The organism is Sorangium sp. So ce1153 (assembly GCF_051521595.1).
Classification (GTDB): domain Bacteria; phylum Myxococcota_A; class Polyangia; order Polyangiales; family Polyangiaceae; genus Sorangium.
Genome location: NZ_CP150361.1, coordinates 445,492 through 467,921 on the forward strand (window position 1 = coordinate 445,492; position 22,430 = coordinate 467,921).

Annotated in this window: 19 protein-coding genes; 10 read left to right on the forward strand and 9 right to left on the reverse strand. The window is 71.2% G+C overall.

Translation table 11 applies throughout. The features are described from left to right. Window positions 1-200 precede the first annotated feature (200 nt). Entirely contained in the window at window positions 201-650 is a 450-nt protein-coding gene (locus WME85_RS01565; RefSeq protein ID WP_437834637.1) for an SRPBCC domain-containing protein, read from the forward strand. A gap of 120 nt (window positions 651-770) precedes the next feature. Here WME85_RS01565 and WME85_RS01570 read toward each other — a convergent pair whose 3' ends face one another. Next, window positions 771-3,284 carry a penicillin acylase family protein gene (locus WME85_RS01570; protein WP_437834640.1) on the reverse strand — a complete coding sequence of 838 codons (2,514 nt, stop codon included), beginning with the start codon at window positions 3,282-3,284 and terminating at the stop codon, window positions 771-773. Window positions 3,285-4,230: 946 nt separating this feature from the next. On the opposite strand from WME85_RS01570, the gene WME85_RS01575 reads away from it, so the two are divergent. Then, window positions 4,231-4,605 (forward strand): hypothetical protein, encoded by a 375-nt coding sequence (locus WME85_RS01575; protein WP_437834643.1) that lies wholly within the window; start codon window positions 4,231-4,233, stop codon window positions 4,603-4,605. A gap of 79 nt (window positions 4,606-4,684) precedes the next feature. Here WME85_RS01575 and WME85_RS01580 read toward each other — a convergent pair whose 3' ends face one another. From WME85_RS01580 to WME85_RS01600, 5 genes are all read right to left on the reverse strand, one after another. Then, entirely contained in the window at window positions 4,685-5,185 is a 501-nt protein-coding gene (locus tag WME85_RS01580; RefSeq protein ID WP_437834646.1) for a hypothetical protein, read from the reverse strand. Between the two features lie 224 nt (window positions 5,186-5,409). Continuing rightward, window positions 5,410-6,369 (reverse strand): hypothetical protein, encoded by a 960-nt coding sequence (locus tag WME85_RS01585; protein WP_437834649.1) that lies wholly within the window; start codon window positions 6,367-6,369, stop codon window positions 5,410-5,412. Continuing rightward, window positions 6,366-7,055 carry an RNA polymerase sigma factor gene (locus WME85_RS01590; protein ID WP_437834652.1) on the reverse strand — a complete coding sequence of 230 codons (690 nt, stop codon included), beginning with the start codon at window positions 7,053-7,055 and terminating at the stop codon, window positions 6,366-6,368. The genes WME85_RS01585 and WME85_RS01590 overlap by 4 nt, the downstream gene beginning before the upstream one ends. A 287-nt stretch (window positions 7,056-7,342) precedes the next feature. Then, window positions 7,343-7,999, reverse strand: coding sequence for a YceI family protein (locus WME85_RS01595; protein ID WP_437307250.1), 657 nt, complete (start codon window positions 7,997-7,999; stop codon window positions 7,343-7,345). Between the two features lie 21 nt (window positions 8,000-8,020). After that, entirely contained in the window at window positions 8,021-8,821 is an 801-nt protein-coding gene (locus WME85_RS01600) for a dioxygenase family protein (RefSeq protein WP_437834655.1), read from the reverse strand. Window positions 8,822-8,965: 144 nt separating this feature from the next. Between WME85_RS01600 and WME85_RS01605 the strand changes: the two genes are divergently transcribed. Next, a complete protein-coding gene (locus tag WME85_RS01605; protein WP_437834658.1) occupies window positions 8,966-9,919 on the forward strand; it encodes a LysR family transcriptional regulator in 954 nt (317 codons plus the stop codon). 118 nt (window positions 9,920-10,037) lie between these two features. Here WME85_RS01605 and WME85_RS01610 read toward each other — a convergent pair whose 3' ends face one another. Then, window positions 10,038-10,589, reverse strand: a complete 552-nt coding sequence (locus WME85_RS01610; protein WP_437842222.1) for a TetR/AcrR family transcriptional regulator — start codon at window positions 10,587-10,589, stop codon at window positions 10,038-10,040. Between the two features lie 499 nt (window positions 10,590-11,088). On the opposite strand from WME85_RS01610, the gene WME85_RS01615 reads away from it, so the two are divergent. Genes WME85_RS01615 through WME85_RS01630 form a run of 4 tightly spaced genes read left to right on the forward strand, consistent with a single transcriptional unit; the run spans window position 11,089 to window position 15,174 of the window. Further along, the gene (locus WME85_RS01615; protein WP_437834660.1) at window positions 11,089-12,135 is read left to right on the forward strand and encodes an ABC transporter substrate-binding protein; all 1,047 of its coding nucleotides are present in this window, start codon (window positions 11,089-11,091) and stop codon (window positions 12,133-12,135) included. Then, on the forward strand, window positions 12,132-13,061 hold the full coding sequence (locus tag WME85_RS01620; RefSeq protein ID WP_437834662.1) for an ABC transporter permease: 930 nt from the start codon (window positions 12,132-12,134) through the stop codon (window positions 13,059-13,061). The genes WME85_RS01615 and WME85_RS01620 overlap by 4 nt, the downstream gene beginning before the upstream one ends. Next, window positions 13,037-13,825, forward strand: a complete 789-nt coding sequence (locus WME85_RS01625) for an ABC transporter ATP-binding protein (protein ID WP_437834665.1) — start codon at window positions 13,037-13,039, stop codon at window positions 13,823-13,825. The genes WME85_RS01620 and WME85_RS01625 overlap by 25 nt, the downstream gene beginning before the upstream one ends. Next, the gene (locus WME85_RS01630; RefSeq protein WP_437834668.1) at window positions 13,822-15,174 is read left to right on the forward strand and encodes an LLM class flavin-dependent oxidoreductase; all 1,353 of its coding nucleotides are present in this window, start codon (window positions 13,822-13,824) and stop codon (window positions 15,172-15,174) included. Before WME85_RS01625 ends, WME85_RS01630 begins: the two co-directional genes overlap by 4 nt. Before the next feature lie 22 nt (window positions 15,175-15,196). Here the strand turns inward: WME85_RS01630 and WME85_RS01635 are convergent, their stop codons facing one another. Further along, the gene (locus WME85_RS01635) at window positions 15,197-17,107 is read right to left on the reverse strand and encodes an aldo/keto reductase (protein WP_437834671.1); all 1,911 of its coding nucleotides are present in this window, start codon (window positions 17,105-17,107) and stop codon (window positions 15,197-15,199) included. A gap of 100 nt (window positions 17,108-17,207) precedes the next feature. On the opposite strand from WME85_RS01635, the gene WME85_RS01640 reads away from it, so the two are divergent. Continuing rightward, window positions 17,208-18,527 carry a S41 family peptidase gene (locus tag WME85_RS01640; protein WP_437834674.1) on the forward strand — a complete coding sequence of 440 codons (1,320 nt, stop codon included), beginning with the start codon at window positions 17,208-17,210 and terminating at the stop codon, window positions 18,525-18,527. 116 nt (window positions 18,528-18,643) lie between these two features. Here WME85_RS01640 and WME85_RS01645 read toward each other — a convergent pair whose 3' ends face one another. Then, on the reverse strand, window positions 18,644-20,092 hold the full coding sequence (locus WME85_RS01645) for a cytochrome P450 (protein WP_437834677.1): 1,449 nt from the start codon (window positions 20,090-20,092) through the stop codon (window positions 18,644-18,646). 314 nt (window positions 20,093-20,406) lie between these two features. Between WME85_RS01645 and WME85_RS01650 the strand changes: the two genes are divergently transcribed. Both WME85_RS01650 and WME85_RS01655 read left to right on the forward strand, forming a co-directional pair. Beyond that, window positions 20,407-21,045 (forward strand): peroxiredoxin, encoded by a 639-nt coding sequence (locus WME85_RS01650; protein ID WP_437834680.1) that lies wholly within the window; start codon window positions 20,407-20,409, stop codon window positions 21,043-21,045. Between the two features lie 43 nt (window positions 21,046-21,088). Continuing rightward, window positions 21,089-22,426, forward strand: a complete 1,338-nt coding sequence (locus tag WME85_RS01655; protein ID WP_437834683.1) for a hypothetical protein — start codon at window positions 21,089-21,091, stop codon at window positions 22,424-22,426. Window positions 22,427-22,430 lie beyond the last annotated feature (4 nt).

A 22,430-nucleotide genomic window follows, 5' to 3' on the forward strand; every position in this document is an offset into this window, starting at 1 on the left:
GCCAGAGAGGCGCGCCCGAGGTGCAGAGATCGTCCCCGCAAGGCCGGGGGTGCGACCGAGGTTGAATTATCCGCCGCCGCGCGCGCCTGGCGCCGGCGGCCGCGCGGATGCAGAGGAGCCCTCTGGCGCCCGAGGCGAGCACGGCGCTTCGCCCTTGACAGCCCCGTGTGGATTTCATTCACTTGCCCACGAGGGATCCGGTGGCCGAATCGACGACGACCCGATGGATCAAGGCGCCGCGCTCGAAGGTGTACTCCGCGCTCGTGGACGCCGAGGCCATCGCCACGTGGCTTTGCCCTGAGGGCGCCACCTCCAGGTTGCACGAGTGCGTCCCTGAGGTCGGCGGGCACCTGCGCATGGAGATCACCCACGCGCCGGGACCTGACGGCACCCGTCTATTCGACCTTGTCTTCGCGGAGCTGCGGCCCGACGAGGCCGTCGTGTGGAGAGGCGCGTTCGTGAGCGACGATCCCGTGATGGGGAGCGAGATGCGGCTCACCTTCACGCTCCAGGACGAAGCGGATGGCACACGGATCACGCTTCGTCACGAGGGCCTACCGGAGACGATCTCGGTCGAGGACAACGAGCGTGGCTCCGAGTCGTCGCTGGACAACCTGGCCCGCCTCGTCGAGCGAGGCGGCGGCCCCTGAGGGCGCCTCGGCCGCGGGTGCCAGGCCTCGACCTCGGGCCGCCGGCAGCCCCGGCCGGCGCGCCGCCTCGGTGATCCCGGGCGGCGGCGCCGGCGCCTCGCGTTCAGGGGGCGTCGCGATTCACGGGATCGCCGCGGACGTGAACGGTATCGGGAAGATCTGCCCGGCCCTCCACGCCTCGGTGTGATCCGCGTAATGGCACGTGCGCGGGTCTCCGCTGTTGCCGGTGCTCATCACCCCGAGCGAGCCGTCGAGCGGGGCGAGGTTCCAGATCAGCCGCGTCGCGCTGAGCGAGTCCTGGTCGAGCGCGCCGCGCACCCCGCCTGCGGCCTCGAAGTCGCCCGGCGGCAGGTCCAGGATCCCGACCTTCGCGAACCACCCGCCGATGTTGATGGTCTCGACGTCGCCTGTCGCGGGGAAGGTGCCGATGTCGAAGCGCGCGTCCTCGCCCGCGAGCGGGTGATTGTACTTCAGCTGGTGGATCCCGCCCCAGGTCCAGGCGCTCACGTCCGAGCCGAGGGCGTCGCGGAGCATCGCGTCCGCCTGAGCGAGGGCGGCGCGGACGGCCTGGTCCCGCGCGGCCCCGGGGTCGACCCCCGCGACGATACCGAAGTACGGGGCGCGCGGGTTCGCGACCACGTCGAGGAGGCCGTTGAGCTGGTTCGTGAGGAACACGTTGGGCGCGAAGAGCCCGTACTCGTCGGGCCCGATGATGTCCCTCACCGTGTTGCGCAGCAGGATCAGGGTGAGCATCTCGTAGACCGCCGCGCCCTGGCTGCTCGCCGCCGCGTTCCCGTCCCAGGCCGCCAGGGCCGCTGCCGACGCGGCGGCGCTCGGGTCGTCCGCCGGCAGCCCGGCGCGCCCGAGCGCGGCCAGGTAGCTGTCGCGCAGCGGCAGCCCGATCGTCGTCTGCGTGTCGAGCTGGATCGACGCCATGTCCTGCGGCGTGATCGGCCCCGTCGCCGCGGTGAGGCGGGTCGCGATCCGCTGCGCGCGCCACGGCATGTCCCAGTAGTTGGCGAGGTGGACCGGCCGCCCCTGCGGCGCGTAGTTCCGCGGGACGATCCGGTGGTTCGCCGTCATCAGGATGTGCGAGGGCGGATCGTAGACCGAGGGCAGCTCGGCGTTGGTCGCGTACCCGGTCCACTCGTGTCCCCCCGTCCCGGGCACCGGATAGAGCGCGTTCAGCGGGCTCTGGCGCTGCGGCGCGAGCCCCGAGTTCTGATAGCCGATGTGGCCGTGCTCGCCCGCGTAGTCCGCGAAGATGAAGTTCCAGCCGATGCTCTGCTTCAGCGCCGCCGTCCTGAACTGCGTCCAGTTCAGCGCCGCGGGCATCTCGAAGTAGCCGTCGACCTTCCACTCCGGCTGACCCGCGGTCGACTTGAGCGCGAGGGTGCCGAACGACTCCAGGCCATCCAGGCCGTCGTTGAGGATCGGCCCGTGGGGCGTCGAGCGGAACGTCCGCTGCACGTTCGCCTGCCCCTTCACGCGGATGGTCTCCACGCGCCGGGTGACCGGCTTCCACTGGCCGTTGACGAGCGCCTCCTGGCCACCGCCGCTCGCGCCGCGGAGCGTCTCCACGTACAGATCGACGCTGTCGTAGAGCGAATAGGTAGGCACCCAGGCGATGCGTTCGGTGTGGCCGCTGATGAACCCGGGGAAGCCGGGCACCATCCAGCCTGCCACGTCGTAGAGCCCGTTCACCTTGAGGTGCGCCACGTAGACGGCGGAAGGCGTCGAGTGAGGGAAGTGCGGGTCGCTCGCCAGGAGCGGCTTGCCGGTGGAGGTGAGGTGGCCGTCGACCGCCCAGGCGTTGCTCGCGCGCCCGCTCGCCGGCGCCATGCGCCGGGCCTGCTCCGTGAGCCGGCGCGCGCCGTCCAGGCAGGTCGGCGGCGGCGGGTTGACGATGGTCGCCGACGGCGCGGTCGTGCCGGGCGGCACGAGGAACTGCGAGATCGGGTTCAGGTTGCCCTGCGCGTCGAACATCGACACGTCGTCCGGGGCCTCCTTGATGAGCGTCGTCGCGACGTCGGTCCCCGCGATGGACGCCACCGCCGCGCGCTCGAGCTTGGTGAACCAGGTCAGGGTGTCGAAGGTGACGCCCACGTAGATGTAGGCGAGGACGCTGTCCTCGGGCGTCCAGGGGGCCGGCTGATAGCCGAGGGTCTGGAACTCGAGCGGCAGGCCGCTGCTAGAAGCCTTGGCGTCGGAGATGTACTGGTTCACGCCAGCGGCGCACCCCTGAAGGATGCGCTTCGTCCGCGAGGCCGCCGCCGCGTAGCGCGCCGCCGCGAACGCCGGCAAATTCTGCGCGCGGGCGAGGAGATCCTGACCGAGGATGCTGTCGCCCTCCCCGGGCCCGTAGATCTCCGCGAGGCGACCCTGCGCGCTCCGCCTCACCACGTCCATCTGGAAGAGCCGGTCGCGCGCCATCGCGTAGCAAAGGCCGCCGTACCCGGAGACCTCGTCCCCTGCGGTGACGTGCGACATCCCCCGATCGTCGACCTGGAGGGTCACCCCGTACCCGTTGAGCTCCAGGGCGATCTGCCCTTCACCCGTCGGCTCATCCACCTTCCCCCCATCCTGGCCGACGCTGCACGCAGCAGCCGACAACAGGAATGCCACGCCGGTCATTCGCCTCATCGTACGGATCTCCTCCTGAAAGCTCGCGAAGGCCGTGCTTCGCGAATTACTTGCGCCGTGCTCTCGCTGCGCTGCCGATCCCACTCCAGCGCTCATGCGCGGAGTCGGGCTGACATTGCAGTCCCGCCGCCCGGGTTGTGGGCGGCTGTTAAGAGTCGTAACTTAGCACTGCCGCCGCACGGGCGCCACGCCCAGGACGGGCCAGGTTCTTTGAGGAAGTCGGCCACAGTGGTTGCCGAGCGCGCGTGGAGCGCGCGTGGAGCTAGTGTACGGCGCTTCCTGTACTCGGGCGGCGCGATGTAGCGTTATGCCGCGCCATGCCCTGCCATGCCGAGATATGCAAGGACGTTGCCACCGCCGAAACGTCTCGTGCGCGGCGTCGCTCGCGTGAAGGCAGCGCCACCAGGCCATGAGGTCACGCCAGAAGAGACCTTTGCCCACACGGGCTTCCGGGACGCCTGATTGGCATCGGGTCGGGAGGCATCGGTAGTGGTCTCATTTGCCCAGAGAGAGTTCACATGAAGGCGGGAAGGCGGGAAGATCATTGAGCTGTTCTTCCCGCCCTCCTGCCTTCATGTTCAAATCCGACCACCACCGAGGCATCAGGGGAGTCGACCTTCGCGAGCCATGAAGACCTCGACTCGCGTTGACGTGCCTCACGTCGAGTGACGAGGACGCGCCTCTCCCGGAGCAGAGTACGGTCGAGATGAGCTCCAGATCGCACGCGGCAAGATGTACCGGCTGCACGGAGCTTACGGCGTCTATGCATCGGAAGCATATCGCTCATCGAGGCACGATCGAGCGCCAGATGCAGAGGATGCAGAAGATGCCGAGGACGCCGAGCACGGCAGAAGAGCGATGGCGCCTGGCCCGCGTTCTTGACACGAACAGGGGGTATGGTCGATGCTTGCGCTCTCATCCACCGGAGGAGGCTAGCTTGGAGTACAAGATCGATTGCCACAGCATGGAGGACGCGCGAAACCTCGCGGTGAGCAAGCTCGACGAGCTCACCGGGGGGAGCCTCGGTCCTTATGTGAAGATCGTGGTCGCGAAGAACATGGGCGGCGATTCGCCGCTCGCCGGGGCCGAGGTTGGCGTCGAGTGGGGCAAGCGCGGCCGCATCCGGCTCGATTTCGATCCGGTGAAGGGCCCGCATTACAACGTCGAGACGCGGTACGAGAACTGGGCCTTCTGCTTCCCGTACAATGACCACGGCGGCACTGGTAATGCGTGGGCGACCCTCTCGGACGAGGAGCGTCAGGCCGTGAAGGAGTGGATGCAGCGCATCGGGCAGCGGCGCGGCACGCGCTGACGCCCGCTCGCGTCGGACAGGTGGCTTTCAGGCGCGCTCGGTCGGGTGGCGGCGCCCCGCGTACGGGGGGTGAGGGCGTCTACTGGATCCCGACGGAGGTCCAGCCCAGCCACGTGCCCTGGATGTGGATCCAGCCCTGTTGCAGCCCGCCGTTCGGGTCGATCCAGCTCATGACGCCCCACTCCGCCACGCGTTGCACGGGGCCCCCGGGGACGGCGTAGATCACCCTCCCGCGCTCCTGGACCGAGGTCGGCTTGATCGCGTAGGTACCGACGAGCGCGCCGTCCTGCGCGTAAAGATCCAGGCGCAAGTAGGCCGGCGCGCCCTGGTTCTGGATGAGCGCGTAGAGCCTCTGGTCTTTCAGGACGTACGCGCCGCACGCGCCGCACTGAGGGTCGGAAGGGTCCGGATCCTCGTCGACGGCCTGGCCGGCGTCCATGGGGAGCACGATCGGCGGCGCCTCGGTCAGCAGCCACTCGTCGGGCACCTCCAGCGCGGCCGCCGCGTGGCTCGCGCCCGCCGACAGACCGAGCGCGACGATGAGGAGAGAACCAAGACGTGAAACGACGCGATGCACCATCAGCTTCTCCGTTGTTCTGCGGGATCTCTCTCTTGTACGCCGATGCCGCGGCGCTTCTGACGCAGGTTTCGTGCGCTCCAAGGACCGGCGATGGGACGCAGCCGCGAGCGCCGCGGACGAGCGACGAGGCCGCGTGATCTGGCGCCGCGCCCCGGTGTTCAAGGCGACCTCTGCGCCGAGCGACGTGCAGGGAGCCGACGAAGATCGTCGACGAAAAGCTCGCTCTACTCGTACAGCCGTATCTCGCGCTGCAGCAGCCGGAAGCCCGTCGTCTCTCCGAGCTTCAGCGCGCGCAGGACGTCCTCGGGGCCAGCTGGCAGCGACCCGGGCCGCCCGATCGCGAGCGCGATCTCGTAGCGGCCGGCGGGCGCTCCCGGAAAGAGCGTCTCCCTGTCTCCTGCGATGCGCGCCGCGCCCTGACTCGACAGCTCGACCTTCACGTCCCAGGGGCGCGCCTCCCCGTCGCGGACCAGAAAGGCGCGCACCTCGAGCGGGCCTTCGACCCGCGTCGCCGGCCGGAGCGTGATCTCGAGCGTCGATCCAGGGCCGACGCTCGTCGCCTGGCCGTCCTCCGGCGCGGCGCCGGGCGCCGCGCGCATCGTCTGGTCGCCTCCCGAGACAGCGACCGCGTAGGCCGGCACCGGCGGGAAGGACTGCGCGCCCGGCGGCGCGACCGGGCCGCTGCCCTGGTCCTGGCTCCGGGGCGGCGAGACCCGGAAGAGGAGCAGCAGCGCGGCAGCCGCGGCCAGGGCGCCCGCCGCGGCGAGCATTGCGGGGGCGCGGCGCTTCGTCGCCGCGGGGGCGCCGCGCTTCACCGGCAGGGGGCGCACCTCGCCCGCGCCCGCGACCTGCGCCCCCGGCGCGGTCGGCGGCGGAGGCGGGGCGGCCGCGGCCTCCGGCGTCGGCGCCAGCACGGGGGCCTCCGGCGCCTGCACCGGGGCCTCCGGCGCCTGCATTCCGGCGAGGATCCGATCCACGATCCGCGCCCGCGCCGCGCCGTCCAGAGGCCGCGACGCCTCCCAGGCGTCGCGTCCCTCCGGATCGCGCCGCGCGAGCTCCTCGAGCGCCGGCGATTCGCGCTCGCCGAGCGTGCCCCGGACCCGCGCCGACCAGCGCGGCTCGCTCGCGCGGTCCTCGGCGCGCGCGGCCTCTGCCACGGCCTTGAGCAGCTCGTCGTCGTTCATCGGGCGCGCCTCGGGGTCGACGTCCCCTGCGGGGACGTGCGCGCCGCGGCCTCCGCCTCGGCCGCGAGCTCGGCGGCGATCGCGCGGACCTGCCGCGCGAGGCGGCTGCGCCAGGCATAGACGGCGTCCGCGGTCATCCCGGTGATCGCGCAGACGTCCTCCGTGGAGCGCTCATCGACGAGCAGCAGGTAGAACAGCTCGAGCCCGCGCTCGCTCAGCCGCTCGCGCAGCCGGCGCGCGATCGCCTCGAACGTGTCGCGCGAGATCATCGCGGGCTCCGGCCCGGCGGCCTCGCTGACGCCCTGGTCGAGGGTGCCGTCCTCTGTCGGCGCCTCGGTCCACGGGTTGCGGCGGCGGCTGCGCAGGATGGACGTGACCTCGCGCTCGGCGACGAGCCCCACGAAGCCCGGCAGCGACAGGCCCCGCGCGCCGTCCCACTGCCGGAGCGTCCGCCCGCCGTCCGCGAAGAGCGACAGGAACACGGTCTGGGTCATGTCCTCGACCTCCTGACGCACATCGCGGTCGCCCGCCGCCCGGCGCCGCCGGAAGAGCGCCCGCACCGCCCGCTCCTGGATGGTGGGCGTGAGCAGGTCCACGAGCTCGCGGAGCGCCGAGCGCTCCCCGGCCATCGCCCGCGCGATGAGCGCGGCCTCCGGCGCGGGCTCCGGTGCGTCCTCGGGCTCCACCGCGACCGCCTCTGCGCCCCTCGACGGGTGCGCCGGTCCAGGAGCCCCTGTCGCCATCGGCGCACAAGTAGCCGCCCCCCCACCACCCGTCAAGGAGAGGCCCGCGCTCGGCCTGGCCGAGACGGCGACCGCCGCGAACAAGGACAGGCTCAATCCGCTGCGTAGGCTGCGCATACGACTCCGGGGGCGCGCGGCCCTCTCGGTAGATCGTTACGCGGCAGTCCGGCGCGGTCTGACAAGAAATCGACGCGGCGACGGCGCAGGGGCGCCGTCGCGCCGGCCGGCGCTCAACCCTGCTTGCGCGGCGCCTTGAGCGACAGCTTGAGCAGCACGTCGTCGCGGATCAGGTCGTCCTGCTTGCCCGGATAGACGATCCCGAAATCCTTCCGGTTGATCACGAACTCCGCGTTGCCCGACACGACATCGGCGCCCTCGGTGATCGTCGCGGGGAAGGAGATGGTCTTCTTCACGCCGTGCAGGTCGAGCTCGCCGGTGATGGTGTGTGTCGCGCCGTTCTCGCCGCCGGCCTTGATCTGGGTCGAGGTGAAGCTCGCCTTCGGGTACTGGGCCACGTCGAAGAAGTCCGCCGACTTGAGGTGCCCGTCGAGCTTCTCCGCGTCGGTCTTCACCGACGAGGTGTCGGCCTCGATGCTGAGCTTGCCGCCCTCGGCCTTGCCGCCGGCGAGCGCGATGGATCCCGAGATCTTCTCGAACTTGCCCTCGTGCTTGCCCGTGACCTTGGAGCCGACGAAGCCGACGGTGGAGGCGGCCGCGTCGATCGGGAGCGTCTCGGCGGCGCCGGAGGGCGCGGCCGCCTGGGGCTGCGCCGGCGCGGCGGACGAGATGGTCGCCTTGGGCTTGTCCTTGGTCGGGTCCTCGCAGCCCGCGAGCGAGAGCAGGAGAGCGGCGGGGAGCGCGATGCGCGCGATGCGGGAGGTGAACATGAGAGACATTCTCCTTGTCGGTCAGCCAAACTGCACAGAACGTTTCGTGAACGAGCCGTAGGTGAGCCCCGTGATCGGGAATTCCACTGGCTCGCTCACGTCGATCGACGCGCCCATGGCGGCGACGACCGGCACGAAATGCTCGTGGGTCGGGAGCGCCATCCGCACCCCCGGCGCGCGCGCGCGGTAGTCGAGCAGCGCGTCCACGTCCCGGCGCGCCAGGACCTCGGCGCACCAGGCGTCGAACTCGGTGGCCCAGGGCGGCGCGACAGCGGCGGTGCGCCAGTCCGCGGCGCGGAGGTTATGGGTCAGGAAGCCGCTGCCCACGAGGAGGATCCCTTCGTCGCGCAGCGGCGCGAGCGCCCGCCCCATCGCGAGGAGCGGGGCCGGCGCCAGCGTCGGCAGCGAGACCTGGAGCACCGGGATGTCCGCGCCCGGGTACATGCAGACCAGCGGCACGTAGGCGCCGTGGTCGAGGCCCCGGCGCGGCTCCTCCGCGACCGGCCCGAGCGGGCCGAGCAGCTCGCGGACGCGCCGCGCGAGCGCGGGGGCGCCGGGCGCGGGGTAGGTCACGCGGTAGTACTTCTCGGGGAAGTTGTAGAAGTCGTAGACGAGCGGCGCGGTCTCGGTGGCGCCGAGCGTGACCGGCGCGTCCACCCAGTGGGCCGAGAGCATCAGGATCGCCCTTGGGCGCGGCACCGCTTGCGCCCAGGCGCCCAGCTCGGCCACCCACGCGCCGTCGTCGAGGAGGAAAGGCGAGCCGTGCGCGAGGAAGAGCGCCGGCATGCGGCCCACACGCGCCTGGTTCTGCGTCTCGGACATGGGACCTCCCTCGGTCGGCGTCGAAGGCCGGCATGCGCCCGCGGTGGGCAGGACCCCGCCCGCGGCGAGCAGGAGCCTCAGAGCAGCCCGGCGATCCATGCGCCCACCCTAGAGCGTTTCCAGAAGTGGTACAATCCACGCCCGATGAAACGTCAGGTTGCGAAGAAGGAAACCATCGACGCGGAGCTCGTCGATCTGCGGGCCTTCTGCCTGGTCGTCGATCTCGGATCGATCACGGCGGCCGCGAAGACGCTCGGTGAGACGAAGGGCAGCGTCAGCCGCCGCATCACCCGCCTCGAGCACGCGCTCGGCGTGGAGCTGCTGCGCCGCAGCCCGCGGCGGGTGCAGGCGACCGAGGACGGCCTCGCGTACCGGATGCGGGTGGGCCGGGCCCTCGAGCTGCTGGAGGACGCGAACGTGGCGGTGCAGCAGGCGCGCGCGAGGCCGAGCGGTCACCTGCGCGTGACGGCGCCGTTCGATCTCGGCCTGAGCATCCTGGCGCCGCTCTCGGCCGGCTTCGTGGAGCGCTTCCCCGAGATCTCGCTGGAGATGGTGCTCACGGAGGCCCTGCTCGACTTCGACGCCCACCAGATCGACGTGGCCTTGCGCGCGACCGCGAGCCTCCCGGACTCGTCGCTCATCGCCCACCGGCTCCAGCACATCGAGGTCGGGCTGTTCGCGGCGCCGGCCTACCTCCGGAAGCACGGGCCCGTGCGCCGGCCCGCGGACCTCGAGGCGCACCGGCTGCTCCTGTCGCAGACCACGCGCGGGCACGCGACCATCGCGCTGGAGGCGCGCGACGGCCGCGAGCGGGCGGAGATCCGCGTGCGCGCGGCGATCTCGGCCTCCGATTTCTCCTTCTGCCGCGAGGTCGCCCTGGCCGGGGCCGGGATCGCGCTCGTCCCCGAGGTCAACGTGCGGAGCGACCTCGACGCGAAGAGGCTCGTCCCCGTGCTCAAGGACCACGCGATCAGCGGCGGCGCGTCCCTGTATCTCGTGCACCCGGGGACGCGCTTCCTGCCCCCGAAGATCCGCGCCTTCCGCGACTACCTGCTCGACGCGTTCGGCGTCCGGGGGCGACGCGAGGCCTCCGCCTGACGGGGTGCGCCGAGCGCTCGTTCCAGAGCGCATTCTGGACTGCTCGTTCCAGAACGCATTCTGGACTGCTCGTTCCAGAACGCATTCTGGACTGCTCGTTCCAGAACTGACCACGAGGTTACCCGAGCACGCCGAGCGCGACGCGCATGACATCTTCAAGTGCCTGCCGATCGCGGGTCGTCCTCGCGGTGACACGAAGCCCGGAGAGCGCGCTCGCAAAGAATCGCCCCAGCGCGACAGGATCATGATGCGCTCCGATCTCACCGCGATCCTGGGCTTCGCGCAGTCGCTTCGCCCAGGCTGCTTCTAGGCTCCGGGCGTTGTCGCTGACGAGCCTTGCGATCGTCTCGTCGGAAGAGGACGGCTCGTCGGAAGAGGACGGCCGGACGATGGCGCTCACCATCGCGCACCCGCGCGAGCGTTCGCCGTCCAGATCTTGCTGGATGACGCTCTCGAAGACCCGCCTGACCACGCTCCGGATCGGCTCGTCGCTCCCCAGGAGCTGGAGAAAGCTCTGGTTTTGCTGGTCACGCCAGAGCTTCAGCGCGGCGATGTAGATCGCCTGCTTGTCGCCGAACGTGTCGTACAGGCTCTGCCGGGAGATGCCGAGATGACCGACGAGATCGCTCATCGACGTCGCTTCGTAGCCCCGCTCCAGGAAGAGATCCATCGACCGCTCCAGCGCGCTCTCCACGTCGAACTCCTTGGGCCGTGCCACGAGGCGACGTTAGCCATTCTGGAACGGGTTGTCCAAAACGACCTGCGACAGCGCGACGGTCCTGGGCGATGACCCACCGAGCACGCGCGATTCTGGAACGGGTTGTCCAAAACGACCCGCGACAGCGCGACGGCCCTGGGGCGATGACCCACCGAGCGCGCCCGGGCCAGCGCCGGGGGCCGCAGATCGTGCTCGCGTCGGAGCAGCGGACCACCACCAGCTGCTGCTGGGGAAGCAACGAGACCGCAGATCCCGGTCCAGGACCGGCGAGCGCCGCGCGACCGCGAGCGTGGGAGAGCGGGAGATCGCCGCCGAATAACGCGCGTCGCGACGGCATGGGAGTTGCTGCTGGGGGCCGGGCGGCGCCTGGGCGCCCGAGGGACGGCCCCGCTTCCAGCCGCGCACCGAGGTCCATCTGCGCACGTTCATCGACAGGAAACGCTTTCTTCTGGTGCTCGCGGCGCTCGTCGCCCTGCCCGGGTGCAAGCGCGAAGGCGACGCGAGCGCCGCTGCCCGGCTCGCCCCGGACGCCCCGATCCCGGCCGAGTTCCCGCGCGAGACGCGGCTCAGCATCGGTGATCCGACCGTGCAGAAGCAACTCCAGCTCTCCGGCGACATCGACCGGCTGCCGTTCGTCGTCGACTGGCAGAACATCAGCGGCGGACCGCAGACCGTGGAGGCGTTCCGCGCCGGCGTCCTCGACGCGGGCGCGGTCGGCGACACGCCGCCCATCCACGCGACCTTCACCGGGCTCGACGTGAAGATCGTCGCGGTGCACGTGCGGGAGCGGCCCGTCTACGAGCTGGCCACGGCGCCGGGCGTGCGCCTGTCGTCCACGCGCGATCTCCGCGGCAAGAAGATCGCCTATTCGCCGGGGCAAGCGCAGGGCGCCGTCGTCCAGCGCGTGCTGAGAGCGACGGGGCTGTCGCAGCAGGACGTCACGCTCGTCCAGCTGAGCAGCAGCGAGTTCAAGGAGGCGCTCACCAGCCGGCAGGTCGACGTCGCGCCGCTGTCCGGCACCATCCTGCAGCGCTACCTGAACGAGTACCGCGCCGAGGGCGCCTCGTCGATCGCGCACGGCGTCCGCGACAACCTCGGCTTCCTCTACGTGCGCACCGCCGCGCTGGAGAGCGCCGACAAGGCGGCGGCGCTGCGCGAGTACGTCAAATGGCGGACCAGGGCTCAGCTGTGGGCTCACGCGCATCCGGACGCGTGGATCGAGGCGTATTACGTCAAGGATCAGGGCCTGACGGCGACGGAAGGGCGCTTCCTCATCGAGACCGCCGGCAAGCCGCAGCACCCGGGCGACTGGACCGAGGCGATCGCGCTCACCCAGGAGACCGTCGACCTGCTCGCCGAGGCCTCCGGCCAGAAGCGGTTCGAGGCCAGAACCATCTTCGACCTTCGATTCCAGACGATCGGAGCGGAGGCGGCCGGCGCCGCCCAGGGCGCCGCATCGACGGACAGGCCGGCGACGGCCGACAGGAGCACGCCATGACGACCGCAATGCCCACGAGGGCCGCCTCGCCGCGCCTCTCGATCCGCCCGGATCTCACCGCCACGGCCGACGTCTACGCGCCGCTGGCCGGCGCGATCGCGCCGCCCGCGCGAGGCTCGTTCGCCCCCGGCCTGCCCGGCCGCCGCCCGCGGCGCCGCCTGGGCCCGGGCCGGCGCCTCCCGTACGGTCTGGCGATCGGCCCGGCGCTGCTGATCGCCGGCTGGGCCGCCGCGTCGGCGACCGGCGTGCTCGACGCGCGCGTGCTCTCCGCGCCGTGGACCGTGGTGGCCACGGCCCGCGACCTGATCGCCGACGGGCGGCTCCTGTCCAACCTGCTCACGTCCGCGCAGCGCGCCTTTCTGGGGCTCGCCCTCGGGGTCGGCCTGGGCACGGTCCTGGCGCTGCTCTCCGGCCTCACCCGCGTCGGCGAGGCGCTCGTCGACGGCCCGGTGCAGATCAAGCGCGCCATCCCGACGCTCGCGCTCATCCCGCTGCTGATCCTCTGGTTCGGCATCGGCGAGCAGATGAAGGTGTTCACCATCGCCCTCGGCGTCATCATCCCGGTCTACGTCCACACCCACGCCGCGCTGCGCACCATCGACGCGCGCTACGTGGAGCTGGCCGAGACGGTCCGCCTCTCCAGGTGGCAGTTCGTCCGGAAGGTGGCCTTGCCGGGGGCGCTGCCGGGCTTCCTCATGGGCCTCCGGCTCGCGGTCACCGGCGCGTGGCTGGCGCTCGTCGTCGTCGAGCAGATCAACGCCACGAGCGGCATCGGACACATGATGTCGCTGGCCCGCTCGTACGGCCAGACGGAGATCATCCTCCTCGGCCTCGTCGTGTACGGGCTGTTCGGCCTGGCCTCCGACTCGGCCGTCCGGCTCATCGAGCGAAGGACCCTGTCATGGCGTCGCATCCTGGCCGGCTGACCGCGTCGCCGCCCACGGTCCGGATCCGCAGCCTGGTCCGCCGCTTCGGCGCCCGGACGATCCTCGACGGCATCGACCTCGACATCCAGGCGGGCGAGTTCGTCGCGCTGCTCGGCCGCAGCGGATCGGGCAAGAGCACGCTGCTGCGGGCGATCGCGGAGCTGGACCACGACGTGACCGGCTCGGGCGAGCTGCGCGTGCCCGAGAACAGGGCGGTCGTCTTCCAGGACACGCGGCTCCTGCCCTGGGCGCGGGTGCTCGACAACGTGATCCTGGGGCTCGACGAGCCCTCGGCGCGGGCGCGCGGCCTGGCCGCGCTCGACGAGGTCGGGCTCGCCGGGCGGGAGCGCGCGTGGCCGGTCGAGCTGTCCGGCGGCGAGCAGCAGCGGGTCGCGCTGGCGCGGTCGCTGGTGCGCGAGCCGGAGCTCGTGCTGGCCGACGAGCCGTTCGGCGCGCTCGACGCGCTGACCCGCGTGCGCATGCACGACCTCCTGCGCGAGCTGTGCGCGCGGCACCGCCCCGCCGTCCTGCTGGTCACCCACGACGTCGACGAGGCGATCTCGCTCGCCGATCGGGTGCTCGTGCTCGTGGAGGGCCGCATCGCGGAGGAGCAGCGGATCGAGCTGCCGGCCCCGCGCCCGCTCCGCCACCCCCGGTTCCTCGGACACCGCGAGTCGCTGCTGGCCGCGCTGGGCGTCGCGCCGGCCGCCGCGGCCGCTGAAGACATCGACTCGAACCCTGAACTCGAACGGAGTGCCCCGTGACCCACAGGCCTGGACAACTGCATCTCAACGCGTTTCTCATGAGCGTCGGCCACCACGAAGCGTCGTGGCGCTTGCCCGAGAGCGATCCGTTCGCGAACACGAACGTCGAGCACTTCAAGAACCTGGCGCGCATCGCGGAGCGGGGCAGGCTCGACTCGCTCTTCCTCGCCGACAGCCCGGTGCTCTGGAACAACGTCGGCCGCCGGCCGGCCGGGACGCTGGAGCCGACGGTGCTGCTGGCGGCGCTGGCGGGGGCGACCCAGCACATCGGGCTCATCGCCACGGCCTCGACCACGTACAACGAGCCGTTCAACCTGGCCCGGCGGTTCGCGTCGCTCGACCACATCAGCGGGGGCCGGGCCGGCTGGAACATCGTGACGACCGCCGGCGTGGACGCGGCGCGGAACTTCAACCTCGAGGAGCTGCCGGCGCACAGCGACAGGTACGCCCGGGCGGCCGAGTTCATCGATGTGTCGCTGAAGCTGTGGGACAGCTGGGAGGACGACGCGCCGCTCGGCGACAAGGAGAACGGCGTCTGGGGCGACGATCGCAAGATCCACGCGCCGCGGCACGTGGGCCGGTACTTCAAGGTGGAGGGCGCGCTCAACGTGCCGCGCCCGCCGCAGGGGTATCCGCTGCTGGTGCAGGCCGGCTCGTCGGAGGACGGCAAGGAGCTGGCGGCGCGCTACGCCGAGGCGGTGTTCACCGCGCAGCAGACGCTGGCGGACGCGCAGCAGTTCTACACCGACCTCAAGGCGCGCGTGCGCGCGCTGGGGCGCGATCCGGAGGGGATCAAGATCCTGCCGGGCATCGTGCCGGTCATCGGGGCGACCGAGGCGGAGGCGCAGGCGCTCGACGCCGAGCTCGATCGGCTCATCAAGCCGGAGTACGCGAAGCGGCAGCTCGCGCAGACGCTGCGCGTGAAGCCGGAGGACCTCGACCTCGACGCCGAGCTGCCGAAGGACCTGCCGAGCGAGGACCAGATCGAGGGGGCGAAGAGCCGCTACACGCTGATCGTGACGCTGGCCCGGCGGGAGCGGCTGACGGTGCGCCAGCTCATCGGCCGGCTCGGCGGCGGCCGCGGCCACCGGACGTTCGCCGGCACGCCCGAGCAGGTGGCGGACGCGATCCAGCACTGGTGGGAGCAGGGCGCCGCCGACGGCTTCAACGTGATGCCGCCGGTGCTGCCGTCGGGGCTCGAGGCGTTCGTCGACCACGTGGTGCCGATCCTGCAGAGACGCGGTCTATTCCGGACGGAGTACGAGGGCAGGACGCTCCGCGACCGCTATGGCCTGCCGAGGCCGGCGAACCTCAACCACGGTCGGGATCTGGTCGAGGCGGCAGAGTAAGCGAGCACATCATCGCGGGCGCTCACTCGCCCGGGAAGAGCTCCTCGGCCGTCATGTACTTCGCCCCGAGCGATTGCGCGAACTCCCGGTCGCTCTCCATATCGCCGACCATGACCAGGTGCTCGCGCGCGAGCTTGTGGCGCTGGATCAGCGATACCCCGAGCCCCGGCAGGGGCTTGCGGCAGAAGCAGCCGACCGGAAACGCCGGGTGCGGGCAGTACACGACCTCGGCCACGGGCAGGCCGAGGAGCTCGATGGTCCGCGAGAACGCGGCCACGACGGCCTCTTCGGTCACCGATCCTTTCGAGATGCCGCTCTGGTTCGACACGAAGAAGAGCGTGTATCCGTCGTTGACCCAGCGCTCCAGGACGGCGCGCCGACCGGGCAGGAGCTCGACGTCGTCGGGGTCGCGCGGGTAGATCTCGCCGCTCTTCGTCTTTCGCAGGGTGCCGTCGACGTCGAGGAGCAGGCCCTTGCCCGTGAAGAGCGGATCGACGCGCCGGGCGAACGGGATCTCCTCGACCACCGAGAACCCCTCATCCACGTGCGGCGCCTCGAAATTCGCGGCCCACCGCGAGAGCGCCTGCGGCGGCGGCAGGTTGGGATCCTCTTTGCCGAGCGCCTTCATGTCCTCCGGCCCGAGCAGCTTGCCGTGGCGCTCGAGGACGCGCAGGACGACGTTCGCGTAGGCCTCGTTGATGGGCGTGGCCAGGTACCGGCACCGGACCGGCACGCCGTGCGCGTGCGCCATCCGGAGCACCGCATAGCGCGACGCGCGCGTGCCGTACGTATTGTCGAGGACCACCCGCGTTTGCCCCGAGGAGAGCAGCTCTCCGAGCTTCTTGACCACGCCGTCGAGCGTGCCGCCGAGCTCATCGCGGTTCAGGCGCGCGTACCCGCTGGCCGTGTAGCGGGCGACCTCCGACGATTTGCCTGCGCCTTGAATCCCCATGACCACGACCACCTCGGGCGCATCGCCGGGGCCCTCTCCCGGCTCGAGCTTGCGCAGGCCGGCGGGGATCACGGGGGGCGCGACCGAGGCCAGCACATCGGCCGTGGGCGCGAAGCTGGTCTTCGAGAGGTCGGCTCGATCGCGCTCGCCAAAGGGGACCCGGAGCGCGCGCAAGCAGGACTCGACGCTCTCCCGCCTGGTCGCCCCGAACAGGGGAATGACCGGGGGGCCGAGATCGAGCAAGGCCGCGAGGGCCGCCTCCTGGGGCGTGACGCTGTGCCGCGCGGCGATGGGCTTGATCGCGCGGTTCTTGAGGAGGTTATCGACCTTGGCGTGACCGCCGAGCGGCCGGTGGGCGAGGAACGGGATGCCCATTTGCCTGGCGAGCTCGAAGAGGCCTCGGGCGGCGCTGCCGCGATCGAGGACGCTCAGCTCCTCCTGGACGGCCCGCACCGGAAAGTGCCGCTCGGCCTGGCGGACCTCTGCGATGGAGGTGTTGCTGAGGCCGAGGTGCTCGATCAGGCCCTCTCTCTGGAGCTCGGCGAGGGCGGCGAGGCTCTCTTCGAGGGGGGTCTTGGGGTCGGTCACGTGGAGGAGGAGCATGAAGAGCCGCGAGACGCCGAGCGCCTTCAGGCTGCCCTCGACCGTGCGGCGCAGGTGGTCGCGGCTGCCGTTCGGGGCCCATCGCCCCTTGGGTCGGGTGAGGCCCGCCTTGGTGATGACGCGCACGTCGTCGCGCGGGCCGGACCACGCGTCGAGCGCCTTGCGGACGAGGCGCTCTCCATAGTGGGCCTCGCGGTCGGTGAGGCAGTAGGAGTCGGCGGTGTCGAGGAGGCGTATGCCTTGGTCGAGGGCAACGTGGATGACGGCGGTCGCTTCCTCTTCCGAGGGGCGCCCCTCCGTGGCCAGCCGGAGCAGGCCGAGGCCGAGGGGAACGTCGAGGGGGCCGAGGACACCGTAGGGCGAGGGGGCGGGAGTCACGGAGACGCTGGCGTAGCCAGGTCCGCGGCTCGATGCAAGCACGAGCCCGTCTCCAGATCGGCGTTGCTCGCCCTTTCCGTTTCGTGGTGAGCTGAGGGGCATGGTCGCTTCGAAGCGCGTCGCGGTCCTCTCCCCCTGTGCCCTCGCGCTCGCGGCCTCCGTCGCGGCGGGCTGCGCCCCGTCCGACACGGACCAGCTGGCCGAGGACTGCTCGACGGCGGGGCAGAACGAGCACCTCTTCAGGCTGATGAAGGACGTCTATCTCTGGTACGACCTCGTGCCGGAGCTCGACTACCAGGCGTACCCCTCACCCGAGGACCTGCTCGAGGATCTCATCGACAAGCCGCGCGATCGCTGGAGCTACATCTCGAGCCAGAGCGACTACGACGCTTACTTCCAGGAGGGGCAGACCCTCGGGCTCGGCTTCCGGTGGAGCTACGACCAGGAGGGCAGCCTCCGGCTCGCGCTGGTCCACCCCGCCTCGCCCGCGGGGGCGGCGGGCCTCCGGCGGGGCGACAGGGTGCTCGCCATCAACGATATCGACGTCGAGCAGGTCGCGCGCGACGACCTCTGGGACGAGGTGTCGGGCCCCGACGAGGAAGGCGTCGAGATGTCGCTGAAGATCGAGCGCGCGGGCGAGGAGGCGTCCACGATCGCTGTCCAGAAGGCGTGGTATGCCGTCACCACGGTGCTCAACCAGCGCGTCGTGCAGGCCGGCTCCGCGAAGGTCGGTTACCTGATGCTCACCACCTTCATCGAGCCTTCCGCCGAGGAGCTCGATCGCGCCTTCGCGGCGTTCAGGGAGAGCCAGGTGAGCGAGCTCGTCCTCGACCTGCGCTACAACGGGGGTGGGCGCCTCGCCGTCGAGAGGCACCTCGCGAGCCTCATCCACAAGCCCGCGGCGAGCGGCGCCCTGCTCGACATCACCGCGCACAACGACAGGCACGGCGACTGGGACAAGCGCGCCTCGTTCGAGGAGCTCGACCAGCCAGCGCTCCCGCTGTCCCGGCTGGTCGTCATCACCGCCAGCGGCACGGCCTCCGCCAGCGAGACGCTGATCAACAGCCTGCGCCCGTACATGGACGTCAAGCTCGTCGGCTCGACCACGCACGGCAAGCCCGTCGGCATGCACGGCTGGGATTACTGCGGCAAGATCATCAACCCGATCTCGTTCCGGGTGCTCAACGCGAAGGAAGAGGGGGATTACTACGAGGGCTTCACCCCGGATTGCGCCGCCGACGACACGCTCAACACCGAGCTGGGCGACGCGGGCGAGACGTGCCTCGCGGAGGCCCTGCACCTGCTGGAGCACGGGGAGTGCTCGAGCCCCGCGCAGGCGAGCGAGCCCGGCGAGCGACGCCGCGCGCCGCCGCGGGAGATCCCCTGGGAAGGCCTCCGCCGCGAGGTCGGCGCGCTGTGAGCCGCGCGCCGGTGGGCGCGCTGTGAGCCGCGCGCCGGTGGGCGCGCTGTGAGCCGCGCGCCGGTGGGCGCGCTGTGAGCCGCGCGCCGGTGGGCGCGCTGTGAGCCGCGCGCCGGTCAGCGTCGGCGCGCCGCGAACCGGACGGAGAGCCCCTCGGGCCTCATCGTGAAGCCCATCAGCTCGTGCACCGGCTTCCTCGGATCGACCAGCGACACGTCGAACTCTCGCGCGACCATGGCACCCACCATCGCGCTCTCGACCATCGAGAGCGCGCGCCCGGGACAGACCCGCGGGCCGCTGCCGAAGGCGAGCGAGGCGCGCGGGTCGTGCTTGCCCGCCTTCGCCGGCCCCTGGCCGAGCCAGCGCTCGGGCGCGAACGTGGTCGGGTCGTGGAAGCTCTCCGCCTTCAGGCCGACCTGACGCCCCAGGAGGATCAGCCGCGTCCCCGCCGGGACCCGCACCGGCCCGAGCTCCGTGTCCACGCCCGCCTCGGCGAACAGCACCGGCGCGGCCGACCTCAGGCGGAGCGTCTCCTGGGTCACGGCCCCGATGTACCTCAGCCCCTGGGCTTGCTCCGGGGTCGCGGGCAGGTCCGCGTCGCCGAGCTCGGCGTCGGTCTCGGCGCGCATCTGCGCCTGCACGTCGGGCCGCTGGGCCATGAAGTGGAGCGTCCAGGCCATCGTGTCGGCCGTCGTGTCCTCGCCGGCGAGCATCAGCGTCAGCACGTTGCTGTGCACCTCCAGGTCCGACAGCCGCGCCGCGGGGTTCTCCGCGTCGCGCGCGGCGAGCATCGCCTCGAGCAGCGTGCGCGGCGCCGCGGCCCGCGCCGGATCCCGGTCGAGCGCCGCGCGCGTCGCCCGGATGAGCTCCAGCATCCGATCGCTCACCTCCGCGAGCGCCCGATCGAGCGACCTGTCGGCAGGGAGCTTGACGTACCGCCAGTAAGGAAACGGCGCGAGGACGCGGCGGTGGATCATCGTGAAGATCTCGTCCAGCTGGTGGACCAGCGCGTCGGCGCCGCGATCCACCAGGTTCAGATCCCGCCCGAACGCCACGGCGCTCGTGACGTCGACCGTGTAACGGGTCAGGTCGCGCCGCACGTCGACCGGCTCCCCGCGCGCGGTCGACGCGCGCCAGCGGTCCCGCAGCCGGCGGGTGATCGTCGCGATCGCGCCGTGGCAGGCGCGCAGCTGCCCCGGGCTGAACGCGCTCATGATCAGCCGCCGCTGCCGGGCCCACGACTCCCCCTCGGCGGCGAAGATGCCGTGGATGCCCATCTCGACAAAGACGTCCCGCATCGGGCTCCAGCGCCCGAACACCGCCGGTCGCTCGCGGAGGACGCGCTGGACGAGCTCGGCGTTGCTGACGACGAGGAACGCCCTGGGGCCCATCCAGAACCTATAGAGATCTCCGTACTCGCGGCTCCACCGCTCCAGCGTGAGGTGCACCGTGGTCGGCCGGACCTCGAGGAGGTTGCCGACGAGCGGCAGCTTCGGCGGCCCAGGCAGCGTGGAGAGCTCGCGCGCGCCCCTCGCGGCAGCGACCTCGATTCGTTGGACGTCCATCGTTCTCTTGCTCCTCAAGTGCAGCTGCGCGCAGGCTCGCCCGGCCGCGGAGCCAAGGAAAGGGTCTCTTCTCCTCGCGCGGCAGCGAAGGGTCGCCCGGCCGTCAATCCAGCGGAATCGTACCGCCACCGCGGCCCGCCCGGCGCGCGTCACGATCGAGCCCGGAGGGCCGCCTGCCCCCGCCGCCGCCGGACCGGCCAGCGGCGCGGCTCCGGCGCGCGCGAAAGAGCGCAGCGACGGCTTGACACGCTGAGCGGCTTGACGGACATTCCTCCGCCATAGCGGACACATGGCCGCGGCCAGGAGGGAATGACATGAGCCTGCAACTCGGAAGCATCGCGCCTGATTTCGAGCAAGAGTCCACGCACGGGACCATCCGGTTCCACGAGTGGGCGGGGAGTTCCTGGGTGATCCTCTTCTCGCACCCGAAGGACTTCACCCCGGTCTGCACGACCGAGCTCGGCGCTGTCGCGAACCTCAAGGCGGAGTTCGACAAGCGCGGCGTCAAGCCCATCGCCCTCAGCGTCGATGACGTCGAGTCGCACAAGCGCTGGACCGTGGATATCGAGGAGACGCAGCGCACCAAGCTGAACTATCCGATCCTGGCCGACGTGGACCGGAAGGTCTCGAACCTTTACAACATGATCCACCCGCAGGCGAACGACACGCTCACGGTGCGCTCGGTGTTCATCATCGACCCGAACAAGAAGGTCCGCGCGACGATCACGTACCCGGCGAGCACCGGGCGCAACTTCGATGAGCTCCTGCGCATCATCGACTCGCTCCAGCTCACGGACAGCCACTCCGTGGCGACGCCGGCCAACTGGAAGGAGGGCGATGACGTCGTGATCGTCCCCTCGCTCCAGGACCCCGAGGTCCTCGCGCAGAAGTTCCCGAAGGGCTACAACGCCGTCCGCCCGTACCTGCGCCTCACCCCGCAGCCGAACCGCTGAGCCGACGGCGGCGCCGCCCGCCCCCCTCTCGCGCGCACCACGCATGACCCGGCTGCTCGCCCTGATCGCGCTCTCGCTGTCGGCCTGCGCCCGCGCGCCGGCGCGGGAAGCGCGCGACACGGGAGAGACGCCCGACACGGGAGAGGCGCGCGACACGGGAGCGACGCGCGAGGCGTCCGTTCCCCGGGGCGGCGCCCCGCAGCCGCCCGCGCGGGCCGAGAGCCCGCGGTGGCGGCTCGCGCACCACGAGACCTTCGACGCCCCGTTCCAGGAGCCCGCGGCGTGGACCGAGGACGCCTATGGCGACGGGAGCCCCTACCACGTCGATGCCTTCGACGAGGACGGCGCGTTCTTCTCCGCGCGAGGCGGCGAGGTGTTCCGCGAGGGGCTGCGGAGGTTCCGCTCCTTCCGCAAGTCCTTCACGTACGGCGAGGGGGGCTGGCTCACGGTCGAGCTGTACGGCCGCGACAGCGACCGCGACGGCGTCCCCGAGACCGGCGGCCGGTTCGAGTCGGCGGGCGGCAAGGCGAGGCTCGTCTCCACGCGCCACCACGACGGCGCGATCCTCCGCTCCACCGCGCCCCTGCCGGCGCGGTACCGCGTCGAGGTGACCGTCTCGAACATCGCCTTCGGCGGCCAGCGACAGGGCAGCTGGAAGCACGGGGGCAAGGTCAACGGGTATGACGGCGACGAGCTGGCCGACCCGTGGCGGTTCAGCGACAGGAGCACGAAGCCGCTGTCCGCCGTCTTCGGTAACGGTGTTTACTTTCTCTGCATCACCGATTACGCGCGGCCGGCGCCTCACAACAACGTCTTCATCCACCATCACCGCAAGGTGGTGATGGACACCGACAACAACTTCGGCGACACGGGCCCTTGGTCGTCGGTCTGGAACCCCTTCACCGGACAGGCCGAGCAGGACGGCTCACGGTACGTGAGCATGCTCTGGCTCAGCGGCGAGGCGTTCGGGACCGCCTGGACCGGCAACGAGTTCACGTCGTACACGCCCGGCGGGTGGAAAGAAGGCCCCGTCTTCACGGACAAGCACCTCGACGGGGAAGCGTACGTGTTCACCGTCGAGCGCGACGGCGCGGGCTACGCGATGTCCGCGTCGGGCAGGTTCCACCACGGCGGCCGCACGACCTACGCGGCGCGGAGGGGGTTCCGCGAGCCGCCGGTGACGTGGCATTACAACCAGCGCCCCGAGGAGTACGCGCCGCCGGGCCACAACGAGACGGTGAGCTTCGGCGAGACCTTCGAGACGTGGCCGGCGGGGTCGGCCTACCCGGATCACTTCTTCTTCGGCGATCCGCACATCAACTATTACGAGGGCACCGCCGATTTCGACGACGTGAAGCTGTACCTGCCCGACGACGGGTGACGCG

What these genes read in the sequence shown, in the direction of transcription:
- WME85_RS01585 (WP_437834649.1), bottom strand. Translation starts at nt 6,369, where the DNA reads ATGAACGACGACGAGCTGCTCAAGGCCGTGGCAGAGGCCGCGCGCGCC.
- WME85_RS01570 (WP_437834640.1), bottom strand. Translation starts at nt 3,284, where the DNA reads ATGACCGGCGTGGCATTCCTGTTGTCGGCTGCTGCGTGCAGCGTCGGC.
- WME85_RS01655 (WP_437834683.1), top strand. Translation starts at nt 21,089, where the DNA reads ATGACCCGGCTGCTCGCCCTGATCGCGCTCTCGCTGTCGGCCTGCGCC.
- WME85_RS01650 (WP_437834680.1), top strand. Translation starts at nt 20,407, where the DNA reads ATGAGCCTGCAACTCGGAAGCATCGCGCCTGATTTCGAGCAAGAGTCC.
- WME85_RS01610 (WP_437842222.1), bottom strand. Translation starts at nt 10,589, where the DNA reads ATGGATCTCTTCCTGGAGCGGGGCTACGAAGCGACGTCGATGAGCGAT.
- WME85_RS01595 (WP_437307250.1), bottom strand. Translation starts at nt 7,999, where the DNA reads ATGTTCACCTCCCGCATCGCGCGCATCGCGCTCCCCGCCGCTCTCCTG.
- WME85_RS01580 (WP_437834646.1), bottom strand. Translation starts at nt 5,185, where the DNA reads ATGGTGCATCGCGTCGTTTCACGTCTTGGTTCTCTCCTCATCGTCGCG.
- WME85_RS01605 (WP_437834658.1), top strand. Translation starts at nt 8,966, where the DNA reads ATGAAACGTCAGGTTGCGAAGAAGGAAACCATCGACGCGGAGCTCGTC.
- WME85_RS01640 (WP_437834674.1), top strand. Translation starts at nt 17,208, where the DNA reads ATGGTCGCTTCGAAGCGCGTCGCGGTCCTCTCCCCCTGTGCCCTCGCG.
- WME85_RS01645 (WP_437834677.1), bottom strand. Translation starts at nt 20,092, where the DNA reads ATGGACGTCCAACGAATCGAGGTCGCTGCCGCGAGGGGCGCGCGCGAG.
- WME85_RS01625 (WP_437834665.1), top strand. Translation starts at nt 13,037, where the DNA reads ATGGCGTCGCATCCTGGCCGGCTGACCGCGTCGCCGCCCACGGTCCGG.
- WME85_RS01600 (WP_437834655.1), bottom strand. Translation starts at nt 8,821, where the DNA reads ATGTCCGAGACGCAGAACCAGGCGCGTGTGGGCCGCATGCCGGCGCTC.
- WME85_RS01620 (WP_437834662.1), top strand. Translation starts at nt 12,132, where the DNA reads ATGACGACCGCAATGCCCACGAGGGCCGCCTCGCCGCGCCTCTCGATC.